The organism is Streptomyces sp. MA5143a (genome assembly GCF_900290235.1).
GTDB lineage: Bacteria > Actinomycetota > Actinomycetes > Streptomycetales > Streptomycetaceae > Streptomyces.
This window is the reverse complement of sequence record NZ_OLMK01000010.1, coordinates 42,311-64,359: the sequence shown is the minus strand read 5'-3', so window position 1 is coordinate 64,359 and position 22,049 is coordinate 42,311. Positions and strand designations below refer to the sequence as shown.

The window sequence follows — 22,049 nt, the reverse complement described above, 5'->3', positions numbered from 1 at the left end:
TGCGCCATGGGGGACAAAAGACGCGAAACCCCTACCGCTCACTCACCACGGCCGCGGGCGCCACCGCGTAACCCGCCGGGCGCGTCGTGAACGTCCCACGCCCCTGCGTACGGCTGCGCAACCGCGTGGCGTACCCGAACAGCTCGGCCAGGGGCACGGTGGCGGTGACCACCACCGACCCCGCCCGCGCCACCGAGTCCGACACCCGCCCGCGCCGCGCCGCGAGATCCCCGAGGACCCCGCCCACCGCGTCCGCGGGCACGGTCACGGTGACCTCGGCGACCGGTTCCAGCAGCGCCATCGCGCTGCCCCGCAGCGCCTCGCGCAGCGCGAGCCGCCCGGCGGTGCGGAACGCCATCTCCGAGGAGTCCTTGGAGTGGGTCGCCCCGTCGGTGAGGGTGACGCTCAGCCCGGTGACCGGGTGACCGCCGAGCGGGCCCTCCACGAGGGCGTCCCGGCACCCGGCCTCGACCGCGCGCACGAACTCCTGCGGCACCCGCCCGCCGACGACCGTCGAACGGAAGGCGAAGCCGGTCGCGCCGCCCTCGGCGTCGCCGTCCGGCGCCTCCAGCGGTGCCACGTCCAGGACGACATGGGCGAACTGCCCCGCGCCGCCGTCCTGTTTGACGTGCCGGAGGACCAGCCCGGACACGCCCCGGACGACCGTCTCCCGGTAGGCCACCCGCGGCCGGCCGACCGTGACCTCCACGCCGGACGTCTGCCGGATCTTCTCCACCGCCACCTCCAGATGCAGTTCCCCCATCCCGGACAGCACGGTCTGCCCGGTCTCGGGGTCGGTCCGCACCACCAGCGAGGGATCCTCCTCCGCCAGCCGGGCCAGCGCCGACGCCAGCCGGTCGGTGTCGGTGCTCCTGCGTGCCTCCACGGCCACCGACACCACCGGGTCGGCGACGGACGGCGGTTCGAGGAGCAGCGGAGCGGCCGGTGCGCACAGCGTCGTGCCCGGCCGGGCCGCCTTGAGGCCGATCACGGCGACGATGTCGCCGGCCGACGCCCGCTCCAGTTCGGCGTGCCGGTCGGCCCGCACCCGCAGGATCCGACCGATCCGCTCGGTGCGCCGGGTGGCCGCGTCGAGCACGGTGTCCCCCTTCCTGATCGTCCCCGAGTACAGCCGCAGATAGGTCAGCCGCCCGGTGGCCGTCGCGCTGACCTTGAACGCCAGCGCGGCGAGAGGCGCCTCGGGGTCGGCGGCGCGTTCCTGCTCCGTACCGTCGTGCGCGCCGCGTAGCGGCGGCACGTCCAGCGGTGAGGGCAGGTACGCCACGGCCGCGTCGAGCAGTGGTTCGATGCCGCGGTTGCGGTAGGCGGAGCCGCACAGGACGACCACGCCGTCACCGGTCGCGGTCAGGTCGCGCAGCGCCGCGGCGAGCGTCGGCGCGGACAGCGTGCCCTCGGCGCAGAACTCGTCGAGGGCGACGGGGTGCAGTTCCGCCACGGCCTCCTCCAGCCGTCGTCGGCGGCGCTCCGCCTCCTCGCGCAGGGCGTCGGGCACGGGCCCTTCCTGGACCTCGTCACTGCCGTCGGCCCAGGTCAGCGCCCGCATACGGAGCAGGTCCACGACGCCGGTGAAGCCGTCCTCGGTACCGACGGGCAGCTGCACGACCAGCGGCGCGGGGTGCAGCCGCCGCCGGATGGAGTCGACCGCGGTGTCGAGGTCGGCTCCGGCACGGTCGAGCTTGTTGACGAAGGCGATCCTCGGTACGCCGTGCCGGTCGGCCTGCCGCCACACCGACTCGCTCTGCGGTTCCACGCCGGCGACCGCGTCGAACACGGCGATCGCGCCGTCGAGCACCCTGAGCGAGCGCTCCACCTCGTCGGCGAAGTCGACGTGGCCGGGAGTGTCGATGAGGTTGACGCGGTGGCCGTCCCAGGCGCAGCTCACGGCCGCCGAGAAGATCGTGATGCCGCGGTCGCGTTCCTGCGGGTCGAAGTCGGTGACGGTGGTGCCGTCGTGGACCTCGCCCCGCTTGTGCGTGGTCCCGGTGACATAGAGGATCCGCTCGGTGACGGTGGTCTTCCCCGCGTCGACGTGGGCGAGGATGCCCAGGTTGCGGACGGCGGTCAGGGTGGTGGGGTCGAAGGTGCGCATGGCCCGTGGCCTTTCAGCTGAGCTGTGTCAGGGCAGCGCGATTCCCGTGCGGGCCGGGGAACGACGAGGGCACACCGAGGACGGGCGCGGGACAGGACCGTCCTCGCGTCTCGGCGCGTGGGTGCGACGTCAGGCCGGCGTCACGGGCATCCGGTACCGGCCGCGCAGCGGGCACCGGACGGACGAGGACACGAGGATCACCTCGTACAGGGACGAGGGGACGACGACAGCGGCGCGGTCGCACACGGCCGGTCCCCCTCTCTCGTCACACATCACACGTCACATGGAGCGCGCGCCGCGATCTCGTGCGGCGCGCGATGTGTGCCGAGTCTAGGGACGGCGACGGGGCCGGGTCACCGCATTTTCCGCGGCTGGGCGACGGCCCGGATGGCGTCCACGTACACGACCCCCTTGGTCGCCTCGCCTCCCCGGCCGAGGTAGAGGGTGAACGCCGTCACCTTGGCCAGCCGGGCCGCGTCGAGCACGGCCCCGGGGTGCGCGGTGTCCCAGGGCGCGGGCTGGAACTCGCCGAAGGGCATCGTGAGCTCCTGCCCGGTGGTGTCGGTCAGCGGGAACCGGTACTGGAACGGGATGCCGTCGGCGACGATCTCCACCGCCCCGGCGTTCTCCGAGCCGTCGCCGCGCAGCCACATCGCCAGGGACGTGAACGCGGACCAGTCGGCGGCGAGCGCTCTGCCGATGCCGGTGAACTCGGCGCCGGAGAAGTCGTACGCGTAGGCCAGTCCGTAGGAGCCGGAGGACTTGTGGTCGGGCGACAGGGTGAGGGTGTGGGTGTTGAGGTGCGTGTACGCCTCGCTCAGGGCGATGTCGTCACCGGCGTACCCCTCGAAGTCGTCGATCCAGCCGGCGGGCAGCCGTGGGGCCTCGCCGAGGAGGACGACGGCGGAGTCGGTGAGCGTCTCACCGTCCACCCGGGCTCGCACGGTGAGGGTCGCGGAGCCCTTCTTCCGCAGGGCGGGGCCGATCGACCAGACCGCCGAGTGGTAACCGTCGGCGTCCAGGCGCAGCGCTCGGGCCCGTCCGCCGTTCACGGAGTAGGTGACGCGGCTCGCCCGCGCGGGCGTGACCCGCACCCGGACGGTGGTCCGGGCGGCCGTCACACGCTGCCGGTCCGTGGGGGTCACCAGATGCATGACCGGGCCGTTCCTGACGGCGGTGGTGCGCGCCGCGAACACGCCCTTCAGATCGGCGGCGAACAGCGTGTGGGGGTCCCGGTGGAAGGCGGTGAAGTCGGGCAGCAGCGGGTGGCCGGGATACGGCACGTAGGCGCGTCGGGTGCCGCCGAAGTTGGCCCAGGTCGCCATGTACGTCACCTGGCGGGCCAGCGGGTCCGCCTTGAGGGCACCCAGCAGGTGGGTGAACCACTGCGGATCGCGGACCTCGGTGCCGCTCTCCCCGAACTCGGTGAAGGCGGGCACCTTGTCGCGCTCGGTGGCCAGCCGGACCACCATCGCCAGGTCCCGCACCAGACCGTCCAGCCAGGGGGTCGGCCCGGCGGCCTCGTCGTAGGAGTCGTAGCCGAGGATGTCGACGAAACGGTCCCCCGGGTAGGTCCTCAGGTAGCCGGCCGGGTCGCCGCCGAGACTGGCGTTGGGCGAGTAGGCGTAGAGCAGGTTGTGGACGCCCTTGGTGTCGCGCAGGTACTCGACGGTGTAGCGGAACACCTCGATGAACTCGCCCGAGGTGGTGTGGCCGGCGCCCCACCAGAACCAGCCGCCGTTGTTCTCGTGGAACGGGCGGAAGATCACGGGGATCGCGGTGCCGTCCGGCCGCCGCGCCCCCTTGACCGCCTTCGCGACACGGTCGAGGAAGGCGTTGAAGGCCGCGTGCTTCGCGCCGCCGGGCAGGATCTGCCGGACCACGCGGCCCGTGGTGTCGTAGAAGTTCCCGCCGGTGACGAAGTTCGGCAGATGGGCGCTGAGGGTGTTGATCCCGCCGCGTGCGTCGCCCTGCCGGATGCAGCGGCTGAGCGCGGCGATGTTCTCGGCGTGGGTGCCGCCCTCGACGCCGGGGCGTTCGTCGCCGTCGAGGACGAGGGTGTCCCAGCCGAAGATCGCGGGATAGTCGCCGACCGCCGCCCGGGTGTCGGACGCCCGGCCGTCGGGGGTGGTGAAGGTGAAGCCGTAGGTGAGGTCGTGCTGGTGTCCGAAGAGGATGCCCTGGCCCTGCTGCCGCTTCAGATAGGCGTAGAGCGCGCGGGTGGCGGGGGTCGCCCTGTCGTCGACGATGCGGACGGGCACCGGTGTGCGGGCGGGCGCCGCGACGGCGATCGACGTCCTGGTGCCGGCGGCCGCGGCGACCGCGGCGCCGAGCAGCACGAACGCGCGACGACTCAGGGGCGAACGGGGCATGTGGGTCTCCTCACGACCGGCTGCGGACAGGGGTCGTCCTGGTCAGGGACATCCGCAACGCATGAGACGCGTGTGACTGAAGTGCCGCCATTCGACTAGAAGTTGAAGAGAAAAGGAAGAGCTGGGCCGCAGACGAGAAGGGCCCCGACCGCATGGTCGAGACCCTTGCCTTGCACCGCTGTCTCACTCGCCCCACTTCATGTAGATCACCGGGGGCTCACGGCCGGGCAACTGGCGCAGCGGTGCGTGGTCGAGGCCGAGCACCTCGCGCAGGGCCACCGTCTCTCCGGGCCACTTGGGGTGGGCCAGCTCGTCGAAGGCGAGGATGCTTCCCTTGGTCAGGTACGGCTTGATGACCTCGATGAGTTCCTTGGTGGGCTGGTACAGGTCCAGGTCGAAGTAGGCGAGGGCGATGACGGTCTCCGGGTTCTCCTCCAGGTACTTCGGGACCGTCTCCCGTACGTCGCCCTGCACGAGGAAGGAGCGCTGGGTGTGGCCGAACGGTTCGCTCGCCTCGTGGGCGGCGAGCACCTCCCGCAGGTGGTCCACCTCACCGTCGGGGACCGCGAAGCGCCCGGGCACCGCGCTGGTGCTGACCCGGTCCACGTCCTCGATGTCGGGGAAGCCGGTGAAGGTGTCGAAGCCGACGATGCGGCGCAGCGAGTTGTACGGCTCGTAGATGCTGCGCAGTGCCGTGAGCGTGACGAGGTGCCGGCCGTGGAGCACACCGAACTCCATGATGGTGCCGGGAACCTCGGGCAGCATGCGGTACAGGGCGTCCATGCTCAGCAGGTCGGCCAGTTGGTGGCGCCGCAGATAGACCGGAAGGTTGTCGATCAGGTACTTGGGCGGGATGGGGCTGTCGACGAACAGCTTGGTCAGCCGCTCACGCACGTCGCGTTCTTGTTCGGACTCGTGCGGCACGATCCGCGGGTCGGTGAAATTCTCAGTCATGGACGCGTTTCCCCTTCGGGGTTCTCGGTGGCTGCTGATGAACAGTACGGACGACGACTCGGGGCTCCCACCCCTAAACACCCCTGTCGATCCGGAACAGGAAGGGTCAGCTCTTTTCCCGCGAGGAAAGGTGACTCCTTCGGTACCAGTCCGCCGTCTGCTCCAAACCCTCCCGAAGACCGCGTGGTTGGAAATCGATGATTCCGCCGAGGCGGGTGAGATCGAGTGTCCGACTAGGCCGTCCCGTGGGCTTTTCCCTGTCGAACGTGATGCGGTCCGGTTTTCCCATGACGGCACAGACGAGTTGCGCCAGATGCCGCATGGACACGGTTTCCGACGTCCCCACATTGACCGTGTGGTGTGTGTTCTTCTCGACCATCCGCAGAACCGCGCGCACCAGGTCGGTCACGAACATGTAGGTGCGGGTCTGGCTTCCGTCCCCCCAGATCACGATCTCCTGGTCGGCCGCGGCTCTGGCGAGCATGGCGGGGATCACCCGGTCCGCGCCCGGCGCGAAGTTGTCGCGCGGCCCGTAGATGCCGGTGAGCCGGGGCCGGAAGACATTCATCCCGTGCTCGTGCCGGTAGGTGTCCGCCAGCATCTCCTCGTAGAGCTTCGCCAGGTAGTACCCGTCGGTCGCGTACCGCACGGCCGCGCGGAAGTCGTCCTCCTCCCTCAGCGGGCGGGTCGCGGACGACCGGTACACCTCGCCGGAGCCGAGGAGGACGACGTCCGACGTCCCGTGTTCCTGAGCGCACTTGAGCACGTTGGCGACGGGCCGGAAGTTGGCCTCGAAGACGGTCGCGGGATGGTCGTACCGGAATCCCGCGCTTCCCCACATGGCGGCGCAGTGCACCACCGCGTCCACGCCCCGTGGCGCCCGGTCGAACACGCGGCGCAGCGCGGGTTCGTCGCACAGGTCGACCTGAATGGTCAATAGTCGCTCGGTGGAGGGAAGTTGGGACAACATGCGTCCGTCGTCCCTTCGGTACAGGCATATCACGTGGGCGTGACGCGCCAGCAGTTCCTCGACGAAGTGCGATCCGATGAAACCGGTGCCGCCCGTCACGACGACCGTCCGGTCGGCCCAGGCCTGCGGTGACACGTGGCCGACTCCTCCTCGATCCGGGCGGAGCGTCTCCTTCGGACGCGTACGCCCATTCAAGTCCGAGGCGTGAGCGGGAAACCAGAGTCCAGGCCCCCTATCCACGGCGCCCGGAGAGGCTAGGGGGTGACCCGCGACCCGGACGTCAGGGCGCTCGTAGTGGCGGGGCTGGAGGGATTAGGGGTTGTTCGCCCCGTTGGCCGCGGAGGAGCATCGGCGCGAAGACGAGTCCCGGCCGGCCGGCGCGGTCTCAGGCGGTACGCGGCTCCCCCGACTGCGCGGGCCACGCCCCTCGGAGGACGGCGTACCTCACGTTCCACCGACCCCGACCGAGATGGGATCACCTGACCATGACACATCGCGTTCTCCCGCCGAGCGGGCCCGCCGGACGCCCCGAGAGGGGTGAGCGGCATGCGGGCGCGTGAGCTGGCGATCGCCGGTGCCTTCGAGTTCACCCCCGACGTCCACGCCGACAAGCGGGGCCTGTTCGTCGCGCCGTATCAGGAACCGGCGTTCGTCGCGGCGGTGGGCCGGCCCTTCTCCCCCGCCCAGCTCAACTACAGCCGGTCCATGCGCGGGGTGATCCGGGGGCTGCACTTCACCCGGACGCCTCCGGGGCAGAGCAAGTACGTGTACTGCGCCGGCGGACGCGCGCTGGACGTGATGCTCGACGCCCGGGTCGGCTCCCCTACCTTCGGCAAGTGGGACGCCGTCGAACTCGGGGGCGGGTCCTTCCGGGCCGTGTACTTCCCTCTCGGCGTCGCCCACAGCTATGTGGCCCTTGAGGACGACACCGTGATGGCCTACATGGTCAGCGGCAACTACGTCGCCGAACAGGAACTGGCGATCCACCCGCTGGACCCGGAGCTGGTCCTGCCCTGGCCCCAGGACATCACCCCGATCCTCTCCCCCCGCGACCAGGCGGCCCCGAGTCTCGCCGAGGCTCTCGCCACGGGCATGTTGCCTCGCTACGAGGACTGCGTCCTGGCGGAGTAGATACCGCCGTCCCCCGCCCGCGAACGGGCGGGGGACGGTCCGGACGGCGTCAGCCGGTGGACGGCGTCAGCCGGTGTGGGGCCGTTCGGTGACCGTCCGCGGGGTCGTGAGGGGCTTCCACCAGTCGGGGTTGTCCCGGTACCAGGCGACCGTGTCGGCCAGTCCCGCGTCGAAGTCGATCCGGGGGGCGTAGCCCAGTTCCTCGCGGATCTTCGTGCAGTCGAGCGCGTACCGCAGGTCGTGTCCCGGCCGGTCCGTCACCCTGTGCACCATGGACGGCGGGGCCCCGCACAGCTCCAGCAACCGCTCCGTGAGCCACAGGTTGGTCCGCTCGGCTCCGCCCCCGACGTTGTAGACCTCACCGGGGCGCCCCCGGGTGAGCACCAGGTGCAGCGCCCGGCAGTGGTCGTCCACGTGCAGCCACTCACGGACGTTGGAACCGTCGCCGAACAGCGGCACCGGCCTGCCCTCCAGCAGATTGCTGACGAACCGCGGGATCAGCTTCTCCGGGTTCTGGTACGGCCCGTAGTTGTTGCAGCAGCGCGTGACGGAGACTTCGAGGCCGTGGGTGCTCCAGTACGCGCGGGCGATCATGTCCGCCCCCGCCTTGGACGCGGAGTAGGGGGAGTTGGGCGCCAGGGGCCACTCCTCGGTCCAGGACCCGTCGGTGATCGAGCCGTACACCTCGTCGGTGGAGACGTGCAGCACCCGTGGCACTCCGGCCCGCAGACAGGCCTCCAGCAGGGTCTGGGTGCCGGCCACATTGGTCCGCACGAACACCGCGGGGTCGTCGATGGAGCGGTCCACGTGGGACTCGGCCGCGAAGTGCACCGCGACGTCGTGTCCCGGCAGGAGTTCCATCAGGGTCGGCAGATCACAGACGTCGCCCTGGACGAACCGCATCCGCGGGTGGGACTCGGGCAGGCTGCCGCGGGTTCCGGCGTAGGTCAGGGCGTCGTAGACGGTGATCTCGGCGTCCTCGAAGCCCTCGTAGCCGCCCGCCAGCATGGTCCGCACATAGTGCGAACCGATGAAGCCCGCGCCTCCGGTGACGAAGACCTTCATGCGGCCACCTCCACGCGGGCGTCGTCGCCGATGATCAGTCGATGCCCCGGGTTCTCCCGGCCGGCGCCGACGACGGCCGACCGGCCGATCATGGAGCCGTGCAGGCTCGGTACGTCCGTCACGGTCGCCCCGTCGAGGGTGATGGAGTGGTCGATGCCGGAACGGCGCAGGACACAGTCCCGCCCGATCGACGTGTACGCGCCGACCCGGCAGTCCTCGATCGTGCTTCCCGCACCGATGATCACCGGGCCCTCGACCCGGGACCGGATGATCCTGGCGCCCGCCTCCAGCACGACGGGGCCGATCAGCACGCTCGTCTCGTCCACCTCGCCGACGACGTCGCCGGTGAGGCCGGCGAGGAGACGGCGGTTGCACTCCAGTACGTCGTCCACGTGGCCGGTGTCCTGCCAGTAGCCGCTGTACTCGCTCGCGCGCACGTCGGCGCCGGAGGCCACCAGCCACTGGAGGGCGTCGGTGATCTCCAGCTCTCCGCGGGCACTGGGCGCGATGGCGTCCACGGCCGCGTGGATGTGGAACGTGAAGAAGTACACGCCGATGAGGGCCAGGTTGCTGCGCGGGTTCTGTGGCTTCTCCACCAGCCGGGCGACCGAGCCGTCCGGACCCAGTTCCACCACCCCGAAGGCCCGCGGGTCGGACACCTTGTGCGTCACCAGTTGCGCGGCCGGGCGTTCGGTGCGGAACGTCTCGGCGACCGCGCTTATCCCGTTGGGGAGGATGTTGTCGCCCAGATACATGACGAAGTCGCTGTCACCGAGGAAATCCCGTGCGATCCGCACGCAATGGGCCAGGCCCAGCGGCCGTTCCTGGCGGATGTACACGATCCGCACCCCGTACCGGGAGCCGTCGCCCAGTACCTCGCGTACGCGATCCTCCCAGTCGCCGACGACCACGCCGACCTCGGTGACGCCCACCCGGCCGATGTTCTCCAGCACGTGCTCCACCACCGGTTTGTTGGCGACGGGAAAGAGCTGTTTGGGCATGGAGTGGCTGAACGGGCGCAGACGGGTTCCCGTCCCGCCGGCCAGGACTAGGGCCTTCATCGCGGTCCTCTCCTCACTGCCTGCCGGGTTCACGGCCGCGGCGAAACGACAGGGAATGTGCGGCTCGCCGATTTCGCCGATATGCCGAGGCGTGATGATTCGACGAATTGCTGAAGGCCCCGTTCGGAAACCTGCTGAGGAGGCTATAGAGTCCCGGAAATACCCACCACCCCTACATCCCCTTATCCGCCCCTCCCGTTGCCCATTACCCCCTTCCATTGGCCCCTGTTCGCCGGTGGTTGACAGTCTCGGTGTCCAGCGGAGGCAGCCACAACTCACAGACCGGGCACGGCTTTGCCGGCATGGACGTGGAACCCAACCGTGCCCGCGTACAGCCCTCCCATGGACACCCGCGTCCCGTGCCCCAAACCGGCGCGAATCGTGTGACGAGGCGCTAGGGTTGCGCCTCTTGGGGAGGACGTCGAGTGGCCGTGGTACCGCTCGCCGAAACAACGCGCGGAGACGGCAGCCGGGGCTCGCGCCCACGGCTCGGCCGACCGCGGAAGAGTCAGGGGAACGCGCCGTGACAGAAGCGCCCACGCACGCTGCCGACACCGACACGGACGGAGCCGACGACGCCGCCGACCGGAAGGTCGTCGAGCAGGAGCAGTCCGAGATCAAGGACTTCGTCAAGGGCCTGAGCGCGGACGACATCAAGTCGGGCAACTGGTTCACCAAGCTCGCCGCTCACGCCATGAACGCGTACACCGAGAAGGTCGACTGGCAGTACTTCCAGGACCGTTACGAAGGTGTGCCCGCGGACGTCATCGTGGACCAGCGGATCAAGATGGCGGCACGGTACGCCGCGCTCGAAGGCGGGCTCTCCGCCGGGGCGTACACGGCGACCGTCGCCGCCACCATCGGCAGCCTCGGGGGCGCCTCACCGGCGACCGTCCCGGCGGCCGCGGCGACGATGATGGTCGACGTCGCGTTCATCTCCCAGCTCCAACTGCGCCTGGCCTACGACATCTCCGTCCTCTACCGGGTACCGATCGACGTGCACGACCCCGAGGACCTGTGGAAGCTCATCCGCGTGGCCTTCACCATCAAGAGCGGGGAAGCGGCCAACAAGACCGTGACCAAAGCGATCCCGGTCATGGTGCGACCGTTGGTCAAGCGCTTCTACTCCGGAACGACACTCGCCGCAGGGAGGGCACTCCCCGTCGTCGGGAAGCACCTGCTCCAGCGCAATGTCATCAAGATCGGGATTCCCCTGGTAGGCGTCCCCCTCGCCGTCCTGCTGAACCGCTACACCACGCTCGTCGCCGGCCGGCACGCGCGGGCCGTGTTCCGGAACGAGGCGCGGGTGATCGAACTCGCCGAGCAGCTGAGCGAGCGCAGCCGGCACCCGCGGTTGATGCTGTGGGTCGCGTGGCTCGTCCTCAGGGCCAACGCGAAGACCAAGATCGCCGATGACGAGGCACTGCTGATGCGGCACCTGGTGAGGCTGGTCCGGGAGCGGCACGAGGTGGTCGACGAGAGGCTCGCGAACGTCGTCGACATCGACCCCGCCGAGGTGTGGAAGCGCGTGGCCGCCGAACCGGGTGATCTCGGTGACGTCCTCGACGCGGCGGAGCGCGTGGCCACCGTGGACGGTGACGTCGACTCCCGCGAGAAGGCGATCCTCACGGAGCTTTGGGAGCGGTGCCGCCGGGGCTGATCCCGCCGTGCGGCAGCGGTCTCACGCCTCTCCCACCACTCCCCCGCCGCGGCCCGGGAGCCGTGTACCGCGCGCGGCCGCACAGACGTCGCTGCTGGTGACACGCCCGGCCCGACCGCGACACCGGCGCATGCGCACACCCGGGGATCCGGTACGGCCCGGGCCATTAGCGCGAGAACGTCGAGGATCCAGTCCTCGTGGCGTCGCGGGCCTGTGGCGCCGTCCGGGTTCGGCCGGATGCCTCTTCGGCGGTCGCCTGCCGCACGGCCGAGGCCCGAAGGCAGAAGGCAGAAGGCAGAAGGCAGAAGGCAGAAGGCAGAAGGCACCAGAAACGACGAAACACCGGCGAGTCACAGACTCGGCCGGTGATTCTTGAAAGCTAACGAACGATCTCATGATGTCCGCTTTGCTGGTGTCCGAGGGGGGACTTGAACCCCCACGCCCGATAAAGGGCACTAGCACCTCAAGCTAGCGCGTCTGCCATTCCGCCACCCGGACTAGGTGTCTGCCGCCTGGCCGGGGGTGTTCCCCGCGGCGACATGGACAACAATACCAAGGTTTCGGAGTGGCTTTCACCTGCGTATCCGGGTCCTGGGGCGGGTCGTGCGGGCCTCGCCGAGCAGGCCCGCACGGCTCTCACCAGGGGTGATCGGGCGGTCACGGTAGGATGGTCACGGCCTGAGGCGGTACTCGGGGAAGTTGCCCGGCAGCCTCTCCCCCGGCGGCCCCTGGGTGACCGCCTTCACCAGCAGCTCGCCGTGCCGCTCGTAGGTCGCCCGGTCGTCGGTGGACAGGGTGGCGACGAGCGCGCCGTTCGAGGCGTTCATGGCGGCGAGGAGCTCCGCCTCGGTGTCGACGAGGACGATCGTGTCGACGGGGCCGAAGGGTTCCGCGTGGTGGAGCGGCGAGGACGGCGGCGGGTTCAGGAGGGTGACGGGCTGGACGTAGGCGCTCGTGTCCTGGCCGGGCAGAAAGCGGGCGTCGGCGGGTCTGCCCCGGTACAGCGGGACGGCGCCCCGGTCGACGGCCTCGGTGACCTGGTCGGTGAGTTCCTTGGCCTTGGCCGCGTTGATCACCGGGCCGAGGTCGAGCCGCGGGAAGGGGTCGTCCGGGTGCTCGACGGCCAGCGGATGGCCGACCCTCAGGGTGCGGACCGCCGGGAGGTACGCGGCGAGGAAGTCGTCGAACAGGGCGCGCTGGACGACGAAGCGCGGGTAGGCCGTGCAGCGCTGTTTGCCGTAGTCGAACGGCTTGGGGACGACGGCGGTGAGCGCGTCCCAGTCGGTGTGGTTCCAGATGCCCCAGGTGTTCAGGCCCTCCTGCTCCAGGACGTGCCGTTTACCGAGGTCGGCGACGGCCGTGGCGACGGCGGCGCCGGTGTCGCGGCCGCCGACGAAGGAGACGCAGCCGATCTCGGGGGCCCTCACCAGCGCCTCCGACAGCTCGCTCCCGCTGCCGCTGACCAGGGTGACGGGGATCCCCTCGCGGGCGGCGAGTGCGCAGGCCAGGGTGAGGCAGGCGACGCCACCGTCGGTCGGGGTCTTCGCGATGACCGCGTTCCCGGCGAGGGCCTGGACCAGCATCGCGTGGACGAGCACGCTCATCGGGTAGTTCCAGCTGGCGATGTTGGACACCGGGCGGGGCCCGGCCCTCGACCATGGGCTCGATGCCGTCGACGTACCAGCGCACCCCGTCGATGGCCCGGTCCACGTCGGCCCGCGCGAGCCGCCACGGTTTGCCGATCTCCCGGACGAGCAGCAGGTCGCGGTGTCGGGTGAGGGCGTCGAGGGCGGCGGCGACCCGGGCCCGGCGTTCGCCGAGGGGGACGTGGCGCCAGACCCGGTGCTGATCGAGTGAGGCGCGTACCACCCGGTGCGCGGTGGCGGCGTCCAGACGGGGCGGGCCCGCGACGGGGCTGCCGTCGACGGGGCTGGTCGCGGGCAGCACCCGGCCGTCGGCCTGCCAGGCGTCGGACCAGGAGGTGCCCGCCTTGAGGGTGAGGGCGGGAGGGGCCGTGGCCGGGTCGGCGGGGGTGGGCGGGGGTGGGGCGGCCGGGTCGGCGGCGGACGTGCGCGTGGATCGGGCGGCAGGGGTCGGGGTGGGGGTCATGTCACACACCGCCTTCCAGGGTGGCCAGGACCAGCCGGGCGGTCTCGGTGGGCGTGTTCCCGACGCGTACGCCGGCCGCCTCCAGGGCCTCCTGCTTCGCGCGGGCCGTGCCGGACGAACCGGAGACGATGGCGCCGGCGTGGCCCATCGTCCTGCCCTCGGGCGCGGTGAACCCGGCGACGTAGCCGACGACGGGTTTGGTGACGTGCTCGCGGACGTACGCGGCGGCCCGTTCCTCGGCGTCGCCGCCGATCTCCCCGATGAGGACGATGATCTCGGTGTCCGGGTCGTCCTCGAACGCGGCGAGGCAGTCGATGTGGGTGGTGCCGACGACGGGGTCGCCGCCGATGCCGACGCAGGTGGAGAAGCCGATGTCGCGCAGCTCGTACATCAACTGGTGGGTGAGCGTGCCGGACTTGGAGACGAGGCCGACGCGGCCCGGCTTGGTGATGTCGGCGGGGATGATGCCGGCGTTGGACTGGCCGGGGCTGATGAGGCCGGGGCAGTTGGGGCCGATGATCCGGGTGCCCCTGGCTCGCGCGTACGCGGTGAAGGCGACGGCGTCGTGGACGGGGACGCCCTCGGTGATGACGACGGCGAGGCCGATGCCGGCGTCGGCCGCCTCCACGACGGCGGCTCCGGTGAAGGCGGGCGGGACGAAGAGGACGCTCACATCGGCGCCGGTGGCGTCCATGGCCTCGTGGACGGAGCCGAAGACGGGGACGGTGGTGTCGTCGAAGTCGACGGTGCGGCCCGCCTTGCGGGGGTGGACGCCGCCGACGACGTGCGTGCCGGCCGCGAGCATGCGGCGGGTGTGCTTCCTGCCCTCGCCGCCCGTCATGCCCTGGACGAGGACCTTGCTCTCCCGGGTGAGGTAGATGGCCATGTCCGGGCTCCTCAGGCTGCGTGGGCGAGTGCGGCGGCGCGGCGCGCGGCGCCGTCCATGGTGGTGGCCTGCTGCACCAGGGGGTGGGCGCGGGCGTCGAGGACGGCCCGGCCGCGGGCGGCGTTGTTGCCGTCGAGTCGGACGACGAGGTGCTTGGTCGGCCGGACGCCGTCCAGGGCCCGCACGATGCCTTCGGCGACCGCGTCGCAGGCGGTGATCCCGCCGAAGACGTTGACGAGGACGGACTTCACGTCCGGGTCGGAGAGGACGACGGAGAGGCCGTCGGCCATGATCCGGGCGGAGGCGCCGCCGCCGATGTCGAGGAAGTTGGCGGGGCGGGCGCCGCAGCCGGCGACGACGTCGAGGGTCGACATGACGAGTCCGGCGCCGTTGCCGATGACGCCGACCTCGCCGTCCAGCTTCACGTAGGTGAGGCCCTTGGCGGCGGCCGCCGCCTCCAGCGGGTCGTCGGGGGCGAGGCTCGTCCCGCCCCGACGGGCGTGCCGGAAGGCCGCGTTGTCGTCGAGGGTGATCTTGCCGTCGAGGGCGAGGATCTGCCCCCGCGTGGTCCGGACGAGCGGGTTGACCTCGACGAGGAGGGCGTCCTCGCGGACCAGCACCTCCCAGAGCCGTACGAGGACGTCGACGGTCCGCGCGGGCAGTCCGGCCGCGTCGGCGATCTCGGCCGCCTTCGCCGAGGTGACGCCCTCCGCCGGGTCGACGGGGACACGTGCCACGGCCTCGGGGCGGGTCGCCGCCACCTCCTCGATGTCCGTGCCGCCCTCGGCGGAGGCGATCGCGAGGAAGCGGCCGGCGGCGCGGTCGAGGACGTAGGAGACGTAGAGGTCCTCACCTGGGCCTTGACGACGACGCGTCCGCCCAGTCGGCGGGCGATCCCGCGCACCTCCTTGGACGAGTCGGTGACCTCCGCCCGCGGCACCACGATGCCGTGTTCCTCGAAGAGTTCCCTTGCCTGGTGTTCGAACAGGTCCATTCCGGCTCCTGACTCAAAGTGCCGCACGCCCCCTGGACACCACCCACCGGATGCGGGATAACAAGCTTCATACAGTATGCGTCGACTGTATGCAATCAACCGCGAGAGCGTTCCAACCCCCTACGAAGGGACAGGACTTCGCCATGCCCGACGGCAACAGCCAGGAGCTCATTTCCGGTGGTCATCTCGTCGCGAAGGCACTCAAGGCGGAGGGTGTGGACGTCATCTACACCCTGTGCGGCGGCCACATCATCGACATCTACGACGGCTGCGTCGACGAGGGCATCGAGGTCGTCGACGTACGTCACGAACAGGTCGCCGCACACGCCGCCGACGGATACGCGCGCATCACGGGCAAGCCCGGCTGCGCCGTCGTCACCGCCGGCCCCGGTACGACCGACGCCGTCACCGGTGTCGCCAACGCCTTCCGGGCGGAGTCCCCGATGTTGCTGATCGGCGGTCAGGGGGCGCACACCCAGCACAAGATGGGGTCCCTCCAGGACCTGCCGCACGTCGACATGATGACGCCGATCACCAAGTTCGCGGCGACCGTGCCGGACACGGCGCGCGCCGCGGACATGGTGTCGATGGCGTTCCGCGAGTGCTACCACGGCGCCCCCGGCCCCTCCTTCCTGGAGATCCCCCGCGACGTCCTCGACGCCAAGGTGCCCGTGGAGAAGGCACGGGTGCCGAAGGCGGGCGCCTACCGGGCCTCGACCCGCTCCGCCGGTGACCCCGAGGCGATCGAGAGGCTCGCCGACCTGCTGGTGCACGCGGAGAAGCCCGCGATCCTGCTGGGCAGCCAGGTGTGGACGACCCGCGGCACCGAGTCCGCCGTCGAACTGGTGCGCACCCTGAACATCCCGGCCTACATGAACGGCGCCGGGCGCGGCACCCTCCCGCCGGGCGACCCGCACCACTTCCAGCTCTCCCGCCGCTACGCCTTCTCGAACGCCGACGTCATCGTCGTCGTGGGCACGCCCTTCGACTTCCGCATGGGCTACGGCAAGCGGCTGTCGCAGGACGCGACCGTGGTGCAGATCGACCTCGACTACCGGACCGTCGGCAAGAACCGTGACATCGACCTCGGGATCGTCGGCGACGCGGGCCTCGTGCTCAAGTCCGTGACGGAGGCGGCGTCCGGACGGCTCAACGGGGGCGCGGCGAAGCGCAAGGAGTGGCTCGACGAGCTGCGCGCCGCCGAACAGGTGGCCATCGACAAGCGGCTCCCCGGCCTGAGGTCCGACGCCTCGCCCATCCACCCCTACCGGCTGGTCAGCGAGATCAACGACTTCCTCACCGAGGACTCGATCTACATCGGCGACGGCGGCGACATCGTCACCTTCTCCGGCCAGGTCGTCCAGCCCAAGTCGCCCGGCCACTGGATGGACCCCGGCCCCCTCGGCACGCTCGGCGTCGGCGTCCCGTTCGTGCTCGCCGCCAAGCAGGCACGGCCCGACAAGGAGGTCGTGGCCCTCTTCGGCGACGGCGCGTTCTCCCTCACCGGCTGGGACTTCGAGACCCTCGTCCGCTACGACCTCCCCTTCGTCGGCATCGTCGGCAACAACTCCTCGATGAACCAGATCCGTTACGGCCAGAAGGCCAAGTACGGCGAGGAACGCGAGCGGATCGGCAACACCCTCGGCGACGTCCACTACGACAGGTTCGCCCGGATGCTGGGCGGTCACGGCGAGGAGGTCCGCGACCCCGCCGACATCGGGCCCGCGCTGCGGCGCGCCCGGGAGTCGGGCAAGCCGTCGCTGATCAACGTCTGGGTCGACCCGGACGCGTACGCCCCCGGAACCATGAACCAGACGATGTACAAGTGAGGTGACCTCGGCATGACCAAGGCTCTCGAAGGCATCCGCGTCCTCGACATGACACACGTCCAGTCCGGTCCGTCCGCCACCCAGCTCCTCGCCTGGCTCGGCGCGGACGTCGTGAAACTGGAGGCACCGAGCGGCGACATCACCCGCAGGCAGCTGCGCGACCTCCCCGACGTCGACTCCCTCTACTTCACGATGCTCAACTGCAACAAGCGGAGCATCACCCTCAACACCAAGACCGGGCGCGGCAAGGAGATCCTCACCGAGCTGATCCGCCGCTCCGACGTCATGGTGGAGAACTTCGGCCCCGGCGCGGTCGACCGCATGGGCTTCACCTGGGACCGCATCAAGGAGATCAACCCGCGGATCGTCTACGCCTCCATCAAGGGCTTCGGTGAGGGCCCGTACACCGACTTCAAGGCGTACGAGGTCGTCGCCCAGGCCATGGGCGGGTCGATGGCCACCACCGGCTTCGAGGACGGGCCGCCGCTGGCGACCGGCGCCCAGATCGGGGACTCCGGCACGGGCATCCACGCCGTCGCGGGGATCCTCGCGGCGCTGTACCAGCGGGAGAACACCGGGCGCGGCCAGCGGGTCAACGTCGCCATGCAGCACGCCGTGCTCAACCTCTGCCGGGTGAAACTCCGCGACCAGCAGCGGCTGGCCCACGGCCCACTGCGGGAGTACCCGAACGACGACTTCGGCGACGAGGTCCCGAGGTCCGGCAACGCCTCCGGCGGAGGCCAGCCCGGCTGGGCGGTCAAGTGCGCGCCGGGCGGCCCCAACGACTATGTGTACGTCATCGTGCAGCCCGTCGGCTGGCAGCCGATCAGCGAACTCATCGGGCGGCCCGAGCTGGCCGACGACCCCGAGTGGGCGTCCCCGGAGGCCCGGCTGCCGAAGCTGAACAAGATGTTCCAGCTGATCGAGGAGTGGTCGTCCACCCTGCCCAAGTGGGAGGTGCTGGAGCGGCTCAACGCCCACAACATCCCCTGCGGGCCGATCCTTTCCACGAAGGAGATCATCGAGGACGACTCCCTGGTCGCCAACGGGATGGTCGTCACCGTGCCGCACCCCGAGCGCGGCGCCTTCGTGACCGTGGGCAGCCCGCTGAAGCTCTCCGACTCCCCCGTGGACGTCACCGGTTCGCCGCTGCTCGGCGAGCACAACGAAGAGGTCTACGTGGGCGAGCTGGGCCTCGGCGACGAGGAACTGCGCCTGCTCAAGACGAACGGGGTGATCTGAGTGATGGCCGAGGACCGGAAGCCGCGGGTACGCGCGCTCCTCGACACGGTGCGCGCCGAGGGCCGCTCCGCGCTCACCGCTCCCGAGGGCAAGGTGATCGCCGACGCGTACGGCATCGCCGTACCCGGCGAGGAGCTGGCGCGGGACGTCGACGAGGCCGTGAGGTACGCGGCCCGCTTCGGCGGACCGGTGGTCATGAAGATCGTCTCCCCGGACATCCTCCACAAGACCGACGCCGGCGGGGTGATCGTCGGGGTGGAGGGCGCCGTCGACGTGCGGGCCGCGTTCCACACCGTCGTCGACAACGCCCGAGCCTATGCCCCCGAGGCCCGTATCGAGGGCGTGCAGGTGCAGGAGCTGTTGCCGAAGGGACAGGAGGTCATCGTCGGCGCGGTGACGGACCCGACGTTCGGCAAAGTCGTCGCGTTCGGGCTCGGCGGGGTGCTGGTCGAGGTCCTGGGGGACGTCACCTTCCGGCTCGCGCCGGTCACCGCCGACGAGGCGCTGTCGATGCTGGACTCGATCCGCGCGGCGGAGATCCTGCGCGGGGTCCGCGGCGCGGACCCCGTCGACCGGTGGGCGATCGCCGAGCAGATCCGCCGGGTGTCCCAACTGGTCGCGGACTTCCCGGAGATCGCCGAGGTCGACCTCAACCCGGTGATCGCCACCCCGGAGGGCGCGGTCGCCGCTGACATCCGGGTGATCCTCGCGGAGTCGGTGCCCAGGCCCCGGCGTACGTACACCCGCGACGAGATCCTCACCTCGATGCGCCGGCTGATGCAGCCCTCGTCGGTCGCCGTGATCGGCGCCTCCAACGAGCAGGGCAAGATCGGCAACTCGGTGATGCGCAACCTCGTCGACGGCGGCTTCCCCGGCGAGATCCATCCGGTGAACCCCCGGGCCGATGACATTCTGGGCCGCAAGGCGTACAAGAGTGTCACGGACGTTCCCGGTGAGGTGGATGTGGCGGTCTTCGCGATCCCCGCCAAGTTCGTGGCCGCGGCGCTTCAGGAGGTGGGCCGCAAGGGCATCCCCAACGCCGTCCTCATCCCCTCCGGGTTCGCCGAGACCGGTGAGCACGCGCTCCAGGCGGAGATCGTGGCGATCGCCGAACGGCACGGCGTCCGGCTGCTCGGGCCGAACATCTACGGCTACTACTCGACGTGGCAGGACCTGTGCGCCACGTTCTGCACGCCGTACGACGTCAAGGGCGGGGTGGCGCTGACCTCGCAGTCCGGCGGCATCGGCATGGCCATCCTGGGCTTCGCCCGCACCACGAAGACGGGTGTGTCGGCGATCGTCGGCCTCGGCAACAAGTCGGACCTGGACGAGGACGACCTGCTGACCTGGTTCGGCGAGGACCCGAACACCCGGTGCATCGCGATGCACCTGGAGGACCTCAAGGACGGGCGCGCCTTCGTGGAGGCGGCGCGGGCCACCGTCCCGAAGAAGCCGGTCGTGGTCCTCAAGGCGGGCCGTACGGCGGCCGGGGCGAAGGCGGCGGGCTCGCACACGGGCGCGCTGGCGGGCGACGACGCGGTGTACGAGGACATCCTCAGGCAGGCGGGTGTCATCAGGGCGCCGGGCCTGAACGAGATGCTGGAGTACGCGCGCGCCCTGCCGGTGCTGCCGACGCCGAAGGGCGACAACGTCGTGATCATCACGGGGGCCGGCGGCAGCGGTGTGCTGCTGTCGGACGCGGTGACCGACAACGGGCTGTCGCTGATGGAGATCCCACCGGACCTGGACGCGTCGTTCAGGGCGTTCATCCCGCCGTTCGGGGCCGCGGGCAACCCGGTGGACATCACCGGGGGCGAGCCGCCGTCGACGTACGAGGCGACCGTCCGGCTGGGTCTGGAGGACCCGCGCATCCACGCGCTGGTCCTCGGCTACTGGCACACGATCGTCACCCCGCCGATGGTGTTCGCCGAACTCACGGCGCGCGTGGTGGCCGAGTTCCGCGAACGGGGCGTCGAGAAGCCGGTGGTGGCGTCACTGGCCGGCGACGTCGAGGTCGAGGAGGCCTGCCAGTACCTCTTCGAACGGGGGGTCGTGGCCTACCCGTACACGACGGAGAAGCCGGTGGCCGTGCTCGGCGCGAAGTATCGCTGGGCACGGGCCGCGGGGCTGTTGGGGGGCGGTCGGTGAGCTGAGGGAGGGCTCGAACCACGGGGTTCGCGGCGACCGCTCACCGCGGGTCCCGGCGCGAAGAAACACGGACAGGGGGCGCTGGCCAGTTCTTCCACGCGAAGGGTTCGATCGACATGGCGACAACTGACATCTCCACATCCGTCCCCTACCGGGAGGTGACGGACGCCAATGGCCGGGTGTACCGGCTCGGCGAGTCCGACCTGGACATCATGGGGCGCACACGCAAGTGGATGGTCATCCTGCCGTGGGTGGGCATGATGGGCATCAGCTCGGCCGAGTACGCGTTCGCGTCCGCCGAGGAGACCCTGCACACCGCTCACCACTGGAGCAACCAGCACATCTTCTGGATGCTCGGCGTGTGGGTGTTCTTCCAGGCCGCCGTGGCCTTCCCGGCCGGGAAGCTCCGCGAGAGCGGCAAGCTGCCCGCCCGCTGGGCGATGATGCTGGGCGCCGTCGGCACCCTGCTCGGCTATTTCTCCCTCGCGTTCGCGCCGCACGTCGTCGTCGCGTACATCGGCTTCGGCATGTTCAGCGGCATGGGCGCCGGCATGGTCTACGCGACCTGCGTGAACATGGTCGGCAAGTGGTATCCGGAGCGCAAGGGCGGCAAGACCGGCTTCGTGAACGGCGGGTTCGCCTACGGTTCGGTGCCCTTCGTGTTCATCTTCACCGGCTACATGGACCTGACGAACTTCCGCTGGGTGCTGGTCTGCGTCGGGGTCTTCCTCGCGGCGGTCGTCGCCGTCGCCGGGCACTTCCTCCAGGACCCGCCGAAGAACTGGTGGCCCGCGCAGGTCGACCCGCTGCGCAAGCCGGACGACCCGCGGGCGCGGCGCGCGCTGGAGAAGAACCCGCCGGCCGTGAAGCAGTACACGCCGGGCGAGGCGTGGCGCACGGGCCGGGTGGCCCTGATGTGGTTCTGCCTGCTGTGCACCTCGGGGGTGAACATCTTCGGCATCGCCTTCCAGGTCCCGTTCGGCAACGAGGCCGGTTTCGCGGGCGGGATCGTCGCGACCGCCATGTCCCTGAAGGCGATCGTGAACGGCACGGGCCGCGGTGTCATCGGCTGGCTCTCCGACCGGTACGGCCGCAAGCAGTGCCTGATCTTCGTCTGTGTGGTGCTGGGCCTCGCGCAGTACGGCATCCTCTGGTCCGGGAACATCGGCAACCTGCCGCTGTTCCTGGTGTTCTCCAGCATCTCCGGCTTCGGCGGCGGCGCGATCTTCCCGATGTTCGCGGCGATGACCGCGGACTACTTCGGTGAGAACAACAACGCCTCCAACTACGGCCTGGTGTACAGCTCCAAGCTGGTGTCGGGTCTGCTGGGCTCCGGCATGGGCGCCGTGGTCGTGGGCGCCTGGGACTACACGGGGGCGTTCGTGCTCGCCGGTTCCCTCTCGCTGTTCGCCGGTGTCGTGGCCCTGTTCCTGCACCCGCCGGGGCGGCCGCGCACCAAGCACATCGCTCCCAATCCTCGGCCGCTCGGCGACGAAGTGGCCTGAGGCCCCGCGCGTA

Annotated in this window: 13 protein-coding genes, 1 tRNA gene and 2 pseudogenes; 6 read left to right on the top strand and 10 right to left on the bottom strand. The window is 70.5% G+C overall.

Features of this window, described 5'->3' with window-relative positions:
* Positions 1-31: 31 nt before the first annotated feature.
* From fusA to SMA5143A_RS04635, 4 genes are all read right to left on the bottom strand, one after another.
* Positions 32-2,110, bottom strand: a complete 2,079-nt coding sequence (gene fusA, locus SMA5143A_RS04650; RefSeq protein ID WP_107461642.1) for an elongation factor G — start codon at positions 2,108-2,110, stop codon at positions 32-34.
* 353 nt (positions 2,111-2,463) lie between these two features.
* A complete protein-coding gene (locus tag SMA5143A_RS04645) occupies positions 2,464-4,482 on the bottom strand; it encodes a glycosyl hydrolase (protein WP_107461641.1) in 2,019 nt (672 codons plus the stop codon).
* A 183-nt stretch (positions 4,483-4,665) separates the two neighbouring features.
* Positions 4,666-5,436: a class I SAM-dependent methyltransferase gene (locus SMA5143A_RS04640; RefSeq protein ID WP_107461640.1), complete on the bottom strand. Its 771-nt coding sequence runs from the start codon at positions 5,434-5,436 to the stop codon at positions 4,666-4,668.
* A gap of 106 nt (positions 5,437-5,542) precedes the next feature.
* A complete protein-coding gene (locus SMA5143A_RS04635; protein WP_181361727.1) occupies positions 5,543-6,541 on the bottom strand; it encodes an NAD-dependent epimerase/dehydratase family protein in 999 nt (332 codons plus the stop codon).
* A gap of 411 nt (positions 6,542-6,952) precedes the next feature.
* Between SMA5143A_RS04635 and SMA5143A_RS04630 the strand changes: the two genes are divergently transcribed.
* Positions 6,953-7,537, top strand: a complete 585-nt coding sequence (locus SMA5143A_RS04630; RefSeq protein ID WP_107461638.1) for a dTDP-4-dehydrorhamnose 3,5-epimerase family protein — start codon at positions 6,953-6,955, stop codon at positions 7,535-7,537.
* 66 nt (positions 7,538-7,603) lie between these two features.
* Here SMA5143A_RS04630 and rfbB read toward each other — a convergent pair whose 3' ends face one another.
* Together rfbB and SMA5143A_RS04620 are read right to left on the bottom strand one after the other, a co-directional pair.
* On the bottom strand, positions 7,604-8,602 hold the full coding sequence (rfbB, locus tag SMA5143A_RS04625) for a dTDP-glucose 4,6-dehydratase (RefSeq protein WP_107461637.1): 999 nt from the start codon (positions 8,600-8,602) through the stop codon (positions 7,604-7,606).
* Positions 8,599-9,663, bottom strand: coding sequence for a glucose-1-phosphate thymidylyltransferase (locus tag SMA5143A_RS04620; RefSeq protein ID WP_107461636.1), 1,065 nt, complete (start codon positions 9,661-9,663; stop codon positions 8,599-8,601). The genes rfbB and SMA5143A_RS04620 overlap by 4 nt, the downstream gene beginning before the upstream one ends.
* 523 nt (positions 9,664-10,186) lie before the next feature.
* On the opposite strand from SMA5143A_RS04620, the gene SMA5143A_RS43715 reads away from it, so the two are divergent.
* Positions 10,187-11,323, top strand: coding sequence for a hypothetical protein (locus SMA5143A_RS43715; RefSeq protein ID WP_258193301.1), 1,137 nt, complete (start codon positions 10,187-10,189; stop codon positions 11,321-11,323).
* Between the two features lie 410 nt (positions 11,324-11,733).
* On the opposite strand, the gene SMA5143A_RS04610 is transcribed toward SMA5143A_RS43715, so the two are convergent.
* The 4 genes and pseudogenes from SMA5143A_RS04610 to SMA5143A_RS04595 form a co-directional block, all read right to left on the bottom strand.
* Positions 11,734-11,821 (bottom strand) — tRNA-Leu (locus SMA5143A_RS04610).
* A 173-nt stretch (positions 11,822-11,994) separates the two neighbouring features.
* Positions 11,995-13,432: pseudogene (locus SMA5143A_RS04605) on the bottom strand (aldehyde dehydrogenase family protein).
* 1 nt (position 13,433) lies between these two features.
* Positions 13,434-14,318, bottom strand: a complete 885-nt coding sequence (sucD, locus tag SMA5143A_RS04600; protein ID WP_107461635.1) for a succinate--CoA ligase subunit alpha — start codon at positions 14,316-14,318, stop codon at positions 13,434-13,436.
* 11 nt (positions 14,319-14,329) lie between these two features.
* Positions 14,330-15,312 (bottom strand): annotated as a pseudogene (locus tag SMA5143A_RS04595) (ATP-grasp domain-containing protein).
* Positions 15,313-15,455: 143 nt separating this feature from the next.
* On the opposite strand from SMA5143A_RS04595, the gene SMA5143A_RS04590 reads away from it, so the two are divergent.
* The 4 genes from SMA5143A_RS04590 (at position 15,456) to SMA5143A_RS04575 (ending at position 22,036) form a co-directional block, all read left to right on the top strand.
* Entirely contained in the window at positions 15,456-17,141 is a 1,686-nt protein-coding gene (locus tag SMA5143A_RS04590) for a thiamine pyrophosphate-binding protein (RefSeq protein WP_107461634.1), read from the top strand.
* A gap of 12 nt (positions 17,142-17,153) precedes the next feature.
* Positions 17,154-18,383, top strand: coding sequence for a formyl-CoA transferase (gene frc / locus SMA5143A_RS04585; protein ID WP_107461633.1), 1,230 nt, complete (start codon positions 17,154-17,156; stop codon positions 18,381-18,383).
* 3 nt (positions 18,384-18,386) lie between these two features.
* Positions 18,387-20,531 carry an acetate--CoA ligase family protein gene (locus SMA5143A_RS04580; RefSeq protein WP_107461776.1) on the top strand — a complete coding sequence of 715 codons (2,145 nt, stop codon included), beginning with the start codon at positions 18,387-18,389 and terminating at the stop codon, positions 20,529-20,531.
* A 116-nt stretch (positions 20,532-20,647) separates the two neighbouring features.
* Positions 20,648-22,036 carry an OFA family MFS transporter gene (locus tag SMA5143A_RS04575; protein ID WP_107461632.1) on the top strand — a complete coding sequence of 463 codons (1,389 nt, stop codon included), beginning with the start codon at positions 20,648-20,650 and terminating at the stop codon, positions 22,034-22,036.
* Positions 22,037-22,049 lie beyond the last annotated feature (13 nt).

Excerpts from the sequence above, each read along its gene's own strand:
- SMA5143A_RS04640 (WP_107461640.1), bottom strand. The coding sequence starts at position 5,436 with ATGACTGAGAATTTCACCGACCCGCGGATCGTGCCGCACGAGTCCGAA.
- SMA5143A_RS04630 (WP_107461638.1), top strand. The coding sequence starts at position 6,953 with ATGCGGGCGCGTGAGCTGGCGATCGCCGGTGCCTTCGAGTTCACCCCC.
- SMA5143A_RS04645 (WP_107461641.1), bottom strand. The coding sequence starts at position 4,482 with ATGCCCCGTTCGCCCCTGAGTCGTCGCGCGTTCGTGCTGCTCGGCGCC.
- sucD (WP_107461635.1), bottom strand. The coding sequence starts at position 14,318 with ATGGCCATCTACCTCACCCGGGAGAGCAAGGTCCTCGTCCAGGGCATG.
- rfbB (WP_107461637.1), bottom strand. The coding sequence starts at position 8,602 with ATGAAGGTCTTCGTCACCGGAGGCGCGGGCTTCATCGGTTCGCACTAT.
- SMA5143A_RS04575 (WP_107461632.1), top strand. The coding sequence starts at position 20,648 with ATGGCGACAACTGACATCTCCACATCCGTCCCCTACCGGGAGGTGACG.
- fusA (WP_107461642.1), bottom strand. The coding sequence starts at position 2,110 with ATGCGCACCTTCGACCCCACCACCCTGACCGCCGTCCGCAACCTGGGC.
- frc (WP_107461633.1), top strand. The coding sequence starts at position 17,154 with ATGACCAAGGCTCTCGAAGGCATCCGCGTCCTCGACATGACACACGTC.
- SMA5143A_RS04580 (WP_107461776.1), top strand. The coding sequence starts at position 18,387 with ATGGCCGAGGACCGGAAGCCGCGGGTACGCGCGCTCCTCGACACGGTG.
- SMA5143A_RS04620 (WP_107461636.1), bottom strand. The coding sequence starts at position 9,663 with ATGAAGGCCCTAGTCCTGGCCGGCGGGACGGGAACCCGTCTGCGCCCG.
- SMA5143A_RS04590 (WP_107461634.1), top strand. The coding sequence starts at position 15,456 with ATGCCCGACGGCAACAGCCAGGAGCTCATTTCCGGTGGTCATCTCGTC.